The sequence below is a fragment of the Azohydromonas australica DSM 1124 genome (assembly GCF_000430725.1).
Taxonomy (GTDB): Bacteria; Pseudomonadota; Gammaproteobacteria; order Burkholderiales; family Burkholderiaceae_C; genus Azohydromonas; species Azohydromonas australica.
In genome coordinates, this window is record NZ_AUMO01000125.1 from 1 (window position 1) to 13,883 (window position 13,883).

11 protein-coding genes and 2 pseudogenes are annotated in these 13,883 nt (G+C 64.0%); 3 read left to right on the forward strand and 10 right to left on the reverse strand.

The features are described 5' to 3' along the window. Positions 1-581, reverse strand: a 581-nt coding sequence (locus H537_RS0117925) for a tectonin domain-containing protein (RefSeq protein ID WP_211235029.1), incomplete at its 3' end; no start/stop codon positions are given. Between the two features lie 939 nt (positions 582-1,520). Here H537_RS0117925 and groEL point away from each other — a divergent pair. Beyond that, a pseudogene (gene groEL, locus H537_RS0117930) lies at positions 1,521-1,768 on the forward strand (chaperonin GroEL); the annotation flags it as partial. Positions 1,769-2,267: 499 nt separating this feature from the next. On the opposite strand, the gene H537_RS0117935 reads toward groEL, so the two are convergent. Further along, entirely contained in the window at positions 2,268-3,008 is a 741-nt protein-coding gene (locus H537_RS0117935; protein ID WP_028998957.1) for a PEP-CTERM sorting domain-containing protein, read from the reverse strand. 341 nt (positions 3,009-3,349) lie between these two features. On the opposite strand from H537_RS0117935, the gene H537_RS57055 reads away from it, so the two are divergent. Next, positions 3,350-3,796, forward strand: a complete 447-nt coding sequence (locus tag H537_RS57055) for a hypothetical protein (RefSeq protein WP_238446717.1) — start codon at positions 3,350-3,352, stop codon at positions 3,794-3,796. Between the two features lie 73 nt (positions 3,797-3,869). On the opposite strand, the gene H537_RS49440 is transcribed toward H537_RS57055, so the two are convergent. Then, positions 3,870-6,671, reverse strand: coding sequence for a hybrid sensor histidine kinase/response regulator (locus H537_RS49440; protein ID WP_156901805.1), 2,802 nt, complete (start codon positions 6,669-6,671; stop codon positions 3,870-3,872). A 21-nt stretch (positions 6,672-6,692) separates the two neighbouring features. Between H537_RS49440 and H537_RS53085 the strand changes: the two genes are divergently transcribed. Then, positions 6,693-7,244, forward strand: a complete 552-nt coding sequence (locus H537_RS53085) for a hypothetical protein (RefSeq protein ID WP_156901806.1) — start codon at positions 6,693-6,695, stop codon at positions 7,242-7,244. Between the two features lie 302 nt (positions 7,245-7,546). Here the strand turns inward: H537_RS53085 and H537_RS53090 are convergent, their stop codons facing one another. The 7 genes and pseudogenes from H537_RS53090 to H537_RS53095 all read right to left on the reverse strand — a co-directional run. Continuing rightward, on the reverse strand, positions 7,547-7,768 hold the full coding sequence (locus H537_RS53090) for a hypothetical protein (RefSeq protein WP_156901807.1): 222 nt from the start codon (positions 7,766-7,768) through the stop codon (positions 7,547-7,549). A 97-nt stretch (positions 7,769-7,865) separates the two neighbouring features. After that, complete coding sequence (locus H537_RS49445; protein ID WP_084150784.1) at positions 7,866-10,565, reverse strand: hybrid sensor histidine kinase/response regulator; 2,700 nt, start codon at positions 10,563-10,565, stop codon at positions 7,866-7,868. Next, complete coding sequence (locus H537_RS0117960) at positions 10,562-11,068, reverse strand: hypothetical protein (RefSeq protein ID WP_156901808.1); 507 nt, start codon at positions 11,066-11,068, stop codon at positions 10,562-10,564. Before H537_RS0117960 ends, H537_RS49445 begins: the two co-directional genes overlap by 4 nt. A gap of 337 nt (positions 11,069-11,405) precedes the next feature. After that, positions 11,406-12,248, reverse strand: coding sequence for an alpha/beta fold hydrolase (locus H537_RS0117965; protein ID WP_238446718.1), 843 nt, complete (start codon positions 12,246-12,248; stop codon positions 11,406-11,408). Continuing rightward, positions 12,245-12,818: pseudogene (locus H537_RS43950) on the reverse strand (VapC50 family PIN domain-containing toxin). The gene H537_RS0117965 and the pseudogene H537_RS43950 overlap by 4 nt, the downstream one beginning before the upstream one ends. Next, positions 12,819-13,283 (reverse strand): helix-turn-helix domain-containing protein, encoded by a 465-nt coding sequence (locus tag H537_RS0117975; RefSeq protein WP_028998961.1) that lies wholly within the window; start codon positions 13,281-13,283, stop codon positions 12,819-12,821. Positions 13,284-13,479: 196 nt separating this feature from the next. Continuing rightward, a partial coding sequence (locus H537_RS53095; RefSeq protein ID WP_211235030.1) for a hypothetical protein occupies positions 13,480-13,883 on the reverse strand: 404 nt, incomplete at its 5' end.

Here is a 13,883-nt window from a genome sequence, read left to right on the forward strand (position 1 = left end):
GCACGCCAGATCCGGGTCCACGAGCCGTTGTAGTAGCGCCATAACGTGCCGTTGAAGCCAACGGCGAACACCGTACCGTCCAGGGCCACCGCGACCCGGGCAAAACCGCTGGCCGCGACCTGAGTGAAGTTGCCGTTGCGGTAGTACCAGATCGTGCCGTTGCGGCCGGCGAGCCAGACCGTGCCGTCAGGGCCGACCGCCACGTCGCCCATGCCGCTGGCACCGGTATCGGTCCACTTGCCGTTGCGGTACACCCACAAGGTGCCATTGAACCCGACAGCCCACAGCGCGCCATCAGGTCCGGCGGCCACCCGCTCGAAGCCGGAGGCGTCGACCTGCGTGAAGTTCACGCCGTTATCCGTGTACCAGATCGTGCCGTTGCGACCTGCCACCCAAACCCTGCCTTCGTAGCCGACCGTGACGTCGCCTATGCCCGAGGCGGGCGTCTGCACCCAATTCCTGATTGAGGGCCGATCGTGCTCAGGCACTTGCGCACCAGCGATTCCGGGCAGCAACCCAGCGCCTGCTGCAGGCAGCGCCGCCGCCAGCGCCATGAAAGACCGCCTATGTTGTTGAGCCATTGCAATCTCCTCGCAAATGGGAAACTCCCTGGCGTTGATACGGGAATTAAACAGGCAACGGGCAACCTGAATCAGCCGTGACCAGCACTCCTGTTTTCAGGAATCTTCAAAATGGCGATGAACCCCACTCGAACAACCGATGGCTGGACCAAGTATTTGGTCAGCCGCATGGCTGGATCGAGCATTGACGTAAATAAAAGCATCAACCCCAACGGGAATAGGCCTCGTTGGCTTGGATGCTTTACAGCGGTTTCTAGGAGACCGTTCACGCTGAACTTTGCGCGCTCTACATGAGCAATTCAAGTCTAGTCGATGAAGTTTTTTCTTTAGGCCAAAGAAAGTGGATTAGTGACTTCAATGACACGTCTCCTGGACATCATGGCTCTGCAACCCAAAAACGATTGATGGGCAAATTTTTGATGTTTATCAAAAGACGCGCCGGTAATTGAAATATGCAGCCCCTACAACTTCTTTGCATAAGTCTGGCGGAGGGACAGGTTCCGCCATCTCGCCACGGATTTATGCTGCGGCCATCGTTTCATGGTGGCCAACCAAGATGAGCGGCACAGCTTCTGGCACAACGGCAGCCCGAACAGCGCCTTAACGATCAAGCAAACTGGATCGCAGCGTCAGTGAACTCGGGGCCGCGCTTTCGCCTGCCAGTGGATGGTGCCACCCACTTCATGTCCCGGTGCAGCCACACCAGCAGGAAGCCCCTGGCGTTGAGCGATGCGTTGTACTGCCCCCGGGCAACGGCTGGGCAGTCCCGCGTCTTCTTGTCTTCGCGCGGTCTGCAATCTTCCACCGCAATCGCGGCGCTGTGGCCCAACGCGCGCCGATCACCGGCTTTGGCGTTGGCACGGCTCTAGATGCCGTCCACGAGTCCCCGTCCTACGCCGACGTGCTGCGGCACAAGCACTCGGAGGGCAAGGCCACTTGGTGAAGGATCTGGTGCCGGTTCTGGAGGCTGCCGCCAAGGCCAATTCGCCGCTGCTGGTCATTGCCGAGGATGTGGACGCCGAAGCGCTGGCCACGCTGGTGGTCAACACCATGCGCGGCGTGCTCAAGATCTGTGCGGTCAAGGCGCCAGGCTTCGGCGATCGGCGCAAGGCCACGCTGCAGGACATCGCCGTGGTCACCTGGGGACAGGTATTTCCGAGGAACTGGGGCTCGCGCTGGCGAAGGCCGGCACCGCCACTCCCACGCCCGCCTCCTAAGCGCGCTTGACGGCCTGCTCCTTGAACTCAGCCGTGCAATCCTGCTTCGGAATCCGGTCCACTTCTCTTCCCTCAAGTCTCGATGGTACCCAACGACCCTTGGAAGACGAAATTCGGGAGCAGCTTAACATTGCGTGGACCCGATCCAACGCCTGTTTGCCGTGGCCGTCGCCGTGACCGGCTTCACCGCCGCGGCGCCAGCTTGGGCCCGGACTTTTCCTGAAAGACCGGTTTGCCTGAGCGTGCCGTTTCCGCCAGCTGGTGCCATTGATCTGGTTGCCTGAATTCTGCTGATCGACATTGCCGGCTTTCTCCCCGGCATGACGCCGGCGCACGGCCATCCGGACGTCACCGTCATCCTGGTTCCATGGAGGCGACAGAAAGTCTGACCTGGCGGGAAGGTGCCACCGCAACTCACCGTGGTTCAGGGCGCAACGATGACCGTCTGGGGGTGGAGCAGGCAATTCAATCAGCGCTTGCGCCGCTGGGTCCAGAGTCCAAGCAGCCCCAGCCCGGCCGCGAACATTCCGCCGGTGGTCGGCTCAGGAATCAGCGCAGCGGGTCGGGCATCGAACTCGCTGGCGAAGATATGGTCGACAACGACCACACGATTACTGTCGTTCATAAACGTGGCCAAGAGCTGCCCTGAAAGCCTCACGTCGTTAGAACCAAATTCCGGGTTGGCATAGGCAGCAGCTTCGAACGTGTCCAGGAATGAATAGAGATAGCCACTGACCACTTCATCCCTTGACGCACCCAGCACCTTGTCTGCATGCATCTCAAGGAGGTAGTCCGAGGTCACGGTCACCGCGGTGTAAGGACCCAACACGTAGGCAATCTGGCCAAAGGTGTGGACGTTCACGCCGCCCAGCACCGATCCGGACTTCCCGGCCGTGCCTTCGGCCACCACGCGGAATCGGTCCGGCGGGGCGGTGACTTCGCTGTAGCCCCAGCCCCAGGGCTTGTCGAGGCTGAACGACACCGACCGCTGATCCAGCACATGCGCCGTGTCGGAGCCACCGTCCTGCTTGACCTGCACGGAGGCGTAGCTGCCGACGATGCCGAAGACTTCATGGCGGGCCGCGATGTTGTCGTCCGGCGTCAGGTCCGTTACCTCGAACTGCATGTTGCCGACCTCGATGCGCGCGCTAAGCGCGGCCATGGCGGTTGGGGCCGCAACTGCGATGAGCACAGGCAGGATCAGCTTCACGGTGAGTCTCCTAACGGGCACAGGCCCGGCGCAGGAAATTGAACCCCCCAGGCTTGCAAGAAGCGCGTCACATGTGTCAGCGCTCCGGGACAAGTGGCCAGCCTTGTATCCTGGGCATGTTCACTCCGCCGCTGCAGCGCCGAGATGTAGCCGCCCTACGTCCGGGCACCAACGTTACCGACCTCTTCTCGGGAAACACAGAGCCCGTGGCGAACTAAGGGCCGGTATCGAAAAGGTCCTGATCAAGAGCGCAGTGCATTCACCATGGAGTAGCGGGCGAACGTCGTCACGGCGCTCATGTGGCGCAGTAAATGCCTTGGTCTATTAGCCGGAGGCCTGCCATGTTTCAGCGTACCGTGTCCTGCAACCGTTCACTGTCAGCGGCATTGGTGGCGCTGGGCATGTCGTCAACCCTGCTGGCGGCACGGGAGCTTTTCGTCGATGCCTTAACACGTTGCCAGGAAGCGTTCACCAGACCGCGCTGCCAGCGGCTCCGTAGCGCTATGCGGGGAAAGGGTCAGCGGCGTGGGCGCCTCGTCGATCAGGAGGCTGTCTGCCTCGTCCACCATGCCGAAGCATGGCCTGCGCAGCTGCCGCTCGGCCAGTGCCTGGCCTACCGGCAGCGCGTGCGCCGGCCACTCGAACCCGGCACGGCGGGTTACGCATCGCTGTTGAACGCGCAGCAGCCTTTTACGATGTCGCGCTCCATTTCCGTGCGGACCAGTTCCTTACGCAGCCGTGTGGCCTCGACCGCCGTTGGCGGCATCGCGGCTGACCCAAGAGCGTGATCGCACTGGCGCTTGGCCGCCTGGATCCAATTGCTCAGTGCTTCCTTGGAAATACCCACTCACCCGCGCGAGGTCACCCGCTCAAGGACTGCTCCGCATAGCGCCGAATTGAATCCAGCGTCACTGCCAGCGCCGATTCCAGGCGGGCCAGGGCATGCAGCGGCAGCTCCCCAGCGAGCAGGCCCTGTTCCACGGCCCCGGCTGCCGTCGCCACGCGGTCCAGCGCCAGGGTGGCGGCCGCGCCCTTGAGCTTGTGCGCCAGCGCGGCGGCCGCGCCGGCATCGGCCATGCCCAGGGTGCGTATGCAATCGGCGTACTCCTGCTCGAACAGGCGCAGGCAGCGGGCGTAGAGCACCGGATCGTTCCAGATCTGCGCGCCGCGTGAGCGGTCCAGGCCGGGGAAATCGGTCTCGGCATCGCCGGCACCGCCGGCTGGCACCGTTGCCCGCGGCGTACCCGGCGCACCGGCCCGACCCGGCCCATTGGGGCGCCTGGTGAGCCGCAGGATCACTTCCACGGCCATGGCGACGTTGATGGGCTTGGAGATGAAGTCGTCCATCCCGGTGGCCCGTGCTGCCTCCTTCTCGGACTGGAAGGCGCCAGCGGTGAGCGCCACCACCGGGAGCCCGGCCAGGGCCGGCGAACGGCGGATGGCGCGCGTGGCTTCATATCCGTCCATGACCGGCATCTGCACGTCCATCAGCACGATGTCCACCTCGGCGGCGTGCTGGAACAACCAGCGCAGCGCCTGCTGGCCGTCATCGGCCAGCGAAACCCGTGCGCCTTCACTGCTGAAGATGCCCTGCGCCACCTCGCGGTTGATCTCGCTGTCGTCCACGACCAGCAGATGCAGCCCCTGCAGCGGCGCCTGGCCGGTGCCAGCTCGTGCCGTCAGCTCGCCGCGGCCGTGCAAGATCTGCTGGACGGCGTTGTAGAGCGAAGAAGTGGTCACGGGCTTGGGCAGCACCGCATCGACCAGGCGGCTGTCCGGCTGCGCCAGCACCGCCTCGCGCGAGAAGGCCGTGACCATGACGACGATCGGCTCGCGCACCCCGTCACCACCCTCACGGATGGCCCGCGCCACGGCCAGCCCGTCCAGGTCGGGCATCTGCCAGTCCAGCAGCACCAGATCCGCTGTCGCCTGCCGTGCCCGCCGCGCCCGCACCGCCTCCACGGCCGCCGTGCCGGAGTCCACCACGTCGGCCTTCCAGCCCAGGTGTATGGCCGTCTTGTGCAGCGCCTCGCGCGCCACCGGGCTGTCGTCAGCGATCAGCACCTCCAGCCCAGCCATGGCGGCAGCGTACACAACCGACGCGGACGGCGCGGCCTCGCGCTGCAGCCGCACCGTGAACCAAAACTCGCTGCCGCTGCCCGGGATACTGAGCAGGCCGATCTCGCCGCCCATCATCTCCACCAGCCGGCGGCAGATACTCAGGCCCAGGCCTGTGCCGCCGAAGCGGCGCGTGGTAGAGGCGTCGGCCTGCGAGAAGGGCGCGAAAATTTCCTGCTGCTTCTGCGCCGAGATGCCAATGCCGGTATCACGCACCACGAAGCGTAGCGTGACCCACTGCCCGTCATCGGCGTCGATGCGCATGTCCACGTCCACATGCCCGTGCTCTGTGAACTTGATGGCGTTGCTGGTGAGGTTGACCAGGATCTGTTCCAGGCGCAGCGCGTCGCCGCGCAGGTGCCCGGTGCTGGGCGGCGGCGGGTGGATCACCAGCTCCAGGTTCTTGGCTCCGGCCGTCGCCGCCATGATCGTGGAGAGGTTGTCGAGCACGTCAGCCAGCTCGAAAGGCGCGTCTTCGAGCTCCAGGCGGCCGGCCTCGATCTTCGAGTAGTCCAGGACGTCGTTGATGATGCCCAGCAGCGAGCGCCCGGCGTTGTGGACCTTGCGCACCAACTCGCGCGCGGCGGCGGACAGCTCTTCCCGCTCCAGCAGGTAGACCAGCCCCAGCACGGCGTTCATCGGCGTGCGGATCTCGTGGCTCATGTTGGCCAAAAAGGCACTCTTGGAACGGTTGGCCTGCTCGGCCGCGTCCCGGGCCATTTCCAGCTCCTGCTGCCGCTGCAGCAGCTCCGTGGTCCGTGCCTCTACTTCGCGGGCCAGGTCTTCGTTGTAGCGCTCCAGTTGCAGCCGGCTTTCCTCCAGCGCTACCGCGGCCCGCTTGCGGTCGGTGATGTCAAGTGCGCTGGAGTAGATGAGAGGCCGGCCATCGAGCTGTGCCACCTGCGCTCGCACGAGTACGTCGCGGATTTCGCCTTGGCAGGTGCGGTGCTGGGACTCGAACTCCACGGACTGGCCCGCCATCATGGCGGTGCGGACCTTCTGCCGGGATTGCGGATCGAGGAAGACGTCTACTTCCTGGACTCGGCGGCCGACCAGTCCTCCACGCTCGAAGCCCAGCTGCTCGACGGCCTGTTGATTGATGTCCACGATGTGGTCGTTGGACGGGTCGATCACGAACAGCGCCACGGGCGAGGCGTTGAACAGCGTGCGAAAGCGTTGCTCACTTTCCTGCAATGACGCCGCCCGCCGCTGCATCACGGCGCTTGCATCCTCGAGGCTGAGCCGCAGACCATCGAGCTCGTCAATGCGCACCGGTGGCGGTGGCTCGGCGATTGCGGCATCCGACCGAGCCACGGCCTGTGCACGCTGGCCAATCAGCCGAAGCGGCGCAACGATGGCCCGGCCGGCCAGGATGGCCAGCGCGATGCCAATGGCGATTGCCAGCGTTCCGCCCGTGACGAGCGCGATCAAGGGAGTACGCCATGCAAAGTCGAAGGCTTGCGCCGACTGGGCCAGCACCAAACCCCAGCCCGTTGCCGCAGCGATCGCGTGGTAGCCGTAGACCTGCTCGGCTCCGTCGCGCAACGCGCGCCAATGGTGCCGGTTATGACCCGCAACTGCCTGGAGAATGCCGGCCTCTGCCTTGCTGCCCACCTGTGCCGTGTGCTGCGCCTCGTCCGATACAGCGACGACGGTACCGGCCGCATCGTGGATCGTGGCCACGGTGCCCGCGGGCAAGGACTGGGCAGCCAGAAGCTGCTGCAGGCGCTGCGGGGCCAAGCGTGCCGCCAAGACCAGCGTGACGCGGCCGCTGCGCTCGACGGGCACGGCGACGCCGACCACCGGGCGCTTTGCCACGGCGCCAATGACCACGTTGGTGACGAGATCGCGCCCGGTCCGGGCAACTTCGCGGAAATCCGCAGCGGATACGCCCCTGGGGGCTGGCCCGGCGGCAATGCGGAGTTGATGAGTTGCCGCATGTCCGCAGCCTCGAGAACCACGATCGTCGTGTCCAATACTGAGGAGACACGCCGCACTTCGGTTTCGAAGCGCTTCAGGTCTGGGGCGGGATCATCCAGCAGCGGCGACGTGGCCAGTGCCGACATCGTGCTCTTCATGGCGCCGATCTCCCGGTCCACGGACAGGGCCAACGCATGAACCGTGTCGCGCAATCGGCCTTCCGCAGCGGCCTGCTGGGCCTGCACGGCCTGCCATGCGGCCAAGGCGCCGAATCCCAGCGCCGGCAGCAAGATCGCGAGTACCAGGCCCAGAAGCACAAGGGTCAGCGGTAGCTTGCGCGTACGGTTTCCTGGAGTCTGGCCCGGCGTCAGAGTCTCGCCTGGCGGCGTACTGGCCTTGGTACCAACGCCATCAGACAGGTTGTCGGACATCAAATACTCCGGCTTTTTGGACTTTTTGTGGCTCGCCTGAGAAAATCGTTGAAAGTCAGAGACTTAAGATCAGTTTAAGGAAGTGTCGTCTGTCAAAAGTACTGAATTCTTGTCATGCAGCGGAAAGCAAACCGCCGGCGTGAGAAAGTCCCCAAGAATTGGTTGATTCAGATCAATAGCCCTGCTGGCTGGGCGCAGCGACGCTGCAGGTGAAGTAGCCTGAGTCGTGTGGATATCCGCATCCAACACAAAGTAGCCGGGCAAGAGGATGGAGAAGAAGTGGAGCTGCACGGCGAAGTTCCGAGCCGAGGCGGCGAAGCTGCTCGTCGAGCGGACGCTCGGCCACCTGCTCCTCCAAGGACATTTCCCCATGTGCCTGCCCCGCGCTTTACTCGCGCGGCAACTTGCGGATCGCAGCGACCAACGCGGCTTGCACCGCGACGAGCTTGTCCGTCGACTCCTTGATGACCTCGTCCGGGCGCGCTTCTCGTAAGGCTTGTGCCAGCAGTGACAGCGTCTCGTGCAGTTGGACAGCGCCGATGCTGCCAGCGGCTCCAGACATCGAGTGCTCCAAGCGCCGTGCCTGCTGAAGGTCGCCGGACGCCAAGCTGGACATCAGCTTGCCCAGATCCCGCTCCAAGTGATCCGCAAACGTGTGGAGCAGCTGGCAATAACGTTCCACGTCCCCGCGCATGATGGCAAGGCCACGGTCCACATTCATCCCGGGCAAGCTATCCAGCGCAGCTTGCATCGCGGCTGGATTGTCATCAAGACGCGAGCTGGCGCGAGCCGGATCCGTGGGCGTGACAGCGGAAAGCCGCGCCGGCTGCTTCTGCAGCCAGGCCAAAACGGTGCGGTACAGCATGTTGGGCTCAACGGGCTTGACCACGAAGTCGTTCATCCCGGCCCTGATACAAGCATCGCGGTCCTCGACGAAGGCATTGGCAGTCAAAGCGAGGATGGGCTTGTCTGCCCAGCCGGGCAGCATCCGTATCTGCTGGGTAGCGTCAATGCCGTTGAGGTGCGGCATCTGCATATCCATCAGGATCAGGTCGTAGTCATGCTCCCGTGCCTTCACGACGGCCTCCCGGCCGTCGACTGCCGTGTCCACTCCCAGGCCGACACTGTGCAGCAGTTCCAACGCTACTTCCCGGTTGACGATGTTGTCCTCCACCAGAAGCACTTGGCGGCCGGCATGCTTCAAGCGCAGCACTTCCTCGGCATCGCTTGCTCCGCGTGGCGCTGCAGCCGGCATCACGCCGTGCCCCCTATGCAACCGGGCCGTGAACCAAAACGTCGAGCCCACGCCCGGCGTGCTGCTGACGCCAACCTCACCATCCATCAGGGCAGCCAGGCGCTTGGTGATTGCCAGCCCGAGGCCGGTACCGCCGTATTCCCTTGTTGTTGAGGCGTCGACTTGCTCGAACGCCCTGAACAGACGGTACATCCGATCCTCAGGAATGCCGATTCCACTGTCCTGGACCTCAAAGCGCACCAGCAGCACGCCGCCGTGCTCGCCCAGGAGAATGGCTCGTATGGAGATGGTGCCTCGCTGAGTGAACTTCACGGCGTTGCCGGCAAAGTTGAGCAACGCCTGTCCAAGACGGGTCGGGTCCCCTCGCAGCCAGATCGGTACGCCGTCGGGATCGACCTCGATCGTGATGCCCTTGTCGCGTGCCTGGACGGAAATGATGGAGTGCACGTTGTCCAGGATGGCCGAGAGGTGGAAGTCAGTGTCCTCAAGCTGCAGCTGTCCGGCCTCGATCTTGGAGATGTCCAGGATGTCGTTGATCAGCGACAGCAGATGCCGGCCCGCCATGTCGATCTTGTCGAGCCGCTGTGCCTGTTCGTCAGTCAGCGAGCCACGGCGCAGCAAGTGCGTCAGGCCAATCATCGCGTTGAGCGGCGTGCGCAGCTCGTGCGACATGTTGGCCAGGAACTGGGACTTCATCAGGTTGGCATGCTCGAGCTGACGTGCGGAGAGTTCGAGCTCCTCTTGCCGGGCTACCGCCGTGGCCATTTCCCGAGCATGGCGCTCGCCCTCCTCAGCTCGGGAGCGGGCCGCAGCCGCGTCGGCCATGTCCTCACCGGCCTTCGCCATGGTTCGGTAGAGCTGGTTGATTTCCAGTACCGCGGTATCGGGCAACTCTGGCAAGCGCTCGAAGCGGCCAAGCGCCGTGGCTGAGCGCGACAGCGCCGCGATGGGACCCACGATTCGGCGCGCGTACAGAAGCGCGAATCCGCTGGCCACGGCCACGAGTGCGATACCAACCGCAACCGTGATCCACAACGCTTGACGCATCGGCTGCTCGAAGACTGCAGTCGGCGCAGCGAATGCGACCGTCCAGTCGCTGATCGTCGAGCGATGAAACACCAGCGACAGCGTCTGCCCCTCGAATGCCGGGCCGACAAGCTGACCCGTATTGGCCGTACGGATGCCTTCGCGAACCCACGCCGGTGCAGGCTTGCCGACGAACTGCTCAGCTGCACGGGAGCGCGCGACTACCACGCCGTCACGGTCGATGATCCCGGCCACCCAGCCCGCCGGGATCAAACGCTCCTGGAGGAATCGCACCCAGTGGCCACTGGGTACTACAGCGGCGAGCGTGGCGGCGGCCTCCGGGCCACCGGCTGGCACATGGATCGCCGTCGCGTCGGTATCCAGCACCATGCTGCGATAGAGGTTGGACACCCGGGGCTGGCCACTCCTTGCAACGTCGCCTGCCGTCGTCCAAGAACGGCTCGCGGCGACCATGCGTCCTTGCGGGATCAACGGAATGATGGTGCGGCCGTTATCCGCCGTCACGACAACGGATCCCCACCCCGGGTGTTGGCCGTGTACGGCCTCAACACGCTCCTGCAGTGATTTGCTGTTGTCGGTATCGGCGGCCATGGCTGCGAGTGCAGCGATCGTGACCCGCAGTTCCTGATCCAGCGCATACGCCATGGCCCCCACGGTTTGCTGCATGCCACGCTCGACAGACTGACGCTGAATACGTGCGTTCCAATAAATCAACCCCAGCGCAAGCACCAGCATCGGCAGCATGGTGAGCAGCAGGAGCACCAGCACATGCCAGCGAAGTCTCATGGTTTCCTTGCAGCAGGAATGCGTCGCGCATCCGCAAACGTGTCGGCACCCGTGGTCGTGTAAAGCCCGACATCGATTTGAAGCGCCTGGCGTTGCCAGACGTGCTCGTAGAGCGGCGCCTTGATGTGCCAGACCTCGGGCCAGCGCCGACGCGCTGGCCGCCCCAAGCCTACAGGTGGCTTGGCATCCATCACTGCACGGTAGTGGTCGCTGTAGATCTGGATGAACTCCAGGCCCGACAACGGCAAGGACGGATTCGGCTGCACCAGCATGAGCTGCATGGTTGTGCGCAGGTTCGGTGACCAATGCTGCATCGGCCCGAGCGCGCTCGCGGCCCAGTCATGGGTAGGCACGCGCTGTGCCATTTCGCCATTGGCGAACGGCCAGCCGGCAGCGTCGTCGCCGCGATGGGTCGTGTTCACGCCGCAGCGTACCTTGCCGCGGGTACGCGTTTCATCAACACCGTTTTTATCCTGCTGTATCCGCTTCGGTTTCAAAGCCACAACGCTTACCGCTGTCGGCGGCTTCTGTTGCAGATCGTCGTGCGTAGCAGCTGCCCCGCAAGGTAAGCCGGCCAGCTTGCCCGGCAGGACCTGCAGGGCGTGATGGGAACCCGCAGGGCACTTGGCGTTGAGGTGCAGTGGCGGCTCCCCCGAACCGATACCTGGGCGGAACTGGCCCTCGGGTGACCACGAATCTCATCGACCGCAGCCCGGAAAGTGTGCACTCAGTCCGTTCCCTCGTGCCTGCACAATGAGGGCGAACTGCTGACGCCGACGCGGAGTCAGAGTGTGGCGCGTCAATCTGGAGAGGGCGCTCACCTTGATTGACGCGCGGCAGTCAGAGAGCCTCTGAGCCCAGCGCTATCGCCAGAGCAGCATTGAACGCAGAGGCATTTTCGAATTGCACCCAGTGCCCGGCGTGTGGGATGAACACCAGCGACTCAAACACTGGCGCCTGTCTGAGCGCATGCTCAACCACGTCCAGCCGACCTCGGTAAAGCGCATCCTCGGCGCCCCAGATACCGGCCACTGGGCAGGCAATCGTTGGCAGGGTACGCAGCAGCAGATCCGTCGCCTGCAGCCGGCGCTGGCGCATCCGGTCGCGCTGCAGGTTGTCGTCGTGGATGCGCAGCGCCAGCGCATCGACCGACGAGGCATGGGCCAGCATCAGGCGCTCGAGGTTGTGGCGGTGCACGGCATCGCGTGCCGGGCCCGGCGGCTCGGCCTGCCAAGCCCGCAGTGCAATGCGCGCGATCGGCTGGTCCGTCAGCGCTGGGGCGCCCACGAGGATCAGCCGCCGCACGGGTTGCTGGCGCCGGGCAGCCAGCAGCCCGGCCACGAGGCCGCCGAAGGAGAACCCGACGAGGTCGATGGACTCCCTACCCACCAACTGGCACAGGCCGGTTTCCAGCCACGGCGGCAGGGCATCGGCATCTTGCCCCTCGGGCGGACTTGCGGAGTCACCGAAGCCCGGCAGGTCGGGCACGAGGACCTGCCGGCCGGCGTTCGCGAGGGCCTCGATATTGCGCGCCCAGTGCGTCCAACTGCCCGCGCCACCGTGCAGCAGCACGACGGGAAGGCCGTTGCCCCAGAGGTGCCACACCATCGTGCCGGTCCCGCAGGGCGTGCGTTCAACGCGTGCCGCGGCTTCCAGCCCGGCCAGGTCTGGCAACGTTTTCAAAGGACCAACCTCCAAGTGCGCAGCGCGCCCACGGTCTGCGGGAGCTGCTGCTTGATCAGCGTGTCCAGGTACTCGTCCACCGTCTTGGGCGGGTTTTTCAGCGAGCGCCGGTGGCGCGCTGCGGCCTCGCAGACCTTGGCCGGCTGCAGATCGAGCAGGTCGAAGATGAAGTCGTCCGGGTGCTGGGCCACCAACCCGTAGCGCTGGAGCTGCTGGGCGGGGAAGTCCTTCAGGTTGAACGTGACGATCAGGTGGGCGCCGCCCTGGATGGCCGCGGCCACCACGTGCCGGTCGTCAGGATCCGGCAGCTCGATCGAGGCCACCAGGTGCTCGTAGCCGGTAACCAGGCTGTCGCGCACGTGCTGGTTCATCAGCGAGCGGGTGCGCTGCAGGTCCTCGGCCTTGAGGTCCGGGCGCTGGTGCAGGACGTTGCGGGTCCACTCGTCGTGGATCCGCTCGGTCCAGCGCGCGCGGTACAGGTCCGTGAGCGCCAGGCGCATCAGCAGGTCACGCAGCGGCGCCGGAAAGAGCACGCAGGCGTCGCAAGATGACGGTGAAGTGCGAGCCCATTCAGTCGTGGCCCAGCCCCAGGCGCTGCGCCTCCTCGGCCAGGGTATCGAGCGCTTCGTGGCGCTGCGCGTCGAGGCGGGCCTTGTAGGCCATGAGGTCCTGGTAGCGCACGCGCCGGTGGGTGCCGACCTTGTGGAACGGGATGTCGCCCTGCTCCAGCAGCCGCACGAGGTACGGCCGCGAGACGCCCAGCGCGTCGGCCGCCTCCTGCGTGGTGAGTTCGGCGTGGATCGGGATGATGCTTACCGCGTTGCCCGCACCGATCTCGGTGAGCACGTCCAGCAGCAGCCGCAGCGCCGACACCGGAACACGCACCGGGTGCGTGGCGCCTTGGTCGTCATGCAGCTCGATCTGCTGGGCGTCGCTGCGCGTTTGCAGGTAGGCCGAGAGCACGCGGCTGCTTTCGCGAGCCAGGGCGGCTTCGGCGGCAGAAGGTAGCGGGTGGCTGGAGATGGCAGTGTTCATGGCGTTCTCCGGCAGTGCGGCTGTGGGCCAGTGTACCGGAGAGCTGCCCATAAACGAAATATTCGAAACGTACCCCAGGCATTGATGCCACGTATAAGGGCACAAATCTAAGAGCAATTTAGCTCGTCAAAATGGCCTATAAGCCAAAATTGGCCCGATTTTTCTTGATGCCACAAAGCATATATAAACCTACTTGTCATGGCGAACTGTTCAGTGCTTCCTGGCAGACGTTTTTGTCAAACCATCGCCCTCTTTCAATAAACTGGACAATGCGTCCGTTATTTATAAGAAGCCCGTCGGTGTGATGTCCCGTGTAATCTCCGTTGGATTTTTTCAGGTTCAGATCGGCACAAACAAGATATCCATATTTCTCTTGACGAAGTCCGTCTAAAATAGAAAATAATCTAGGCACATGTATTACGTTGAAGCGAATTGAATTCGGTTCTTCGGTGAGGAATCGGTAATGTGATCTTACGATTTCTGAATAGTTTTTTGGAAATTCTCCATACGCGTCTGGTTCATTCTCCTGCCTCGAAGGAGTGCTTGCGCACCCCACAATAAAAACCGAAGAAATAATGAGCATTGTTTTTCTCATGGGAG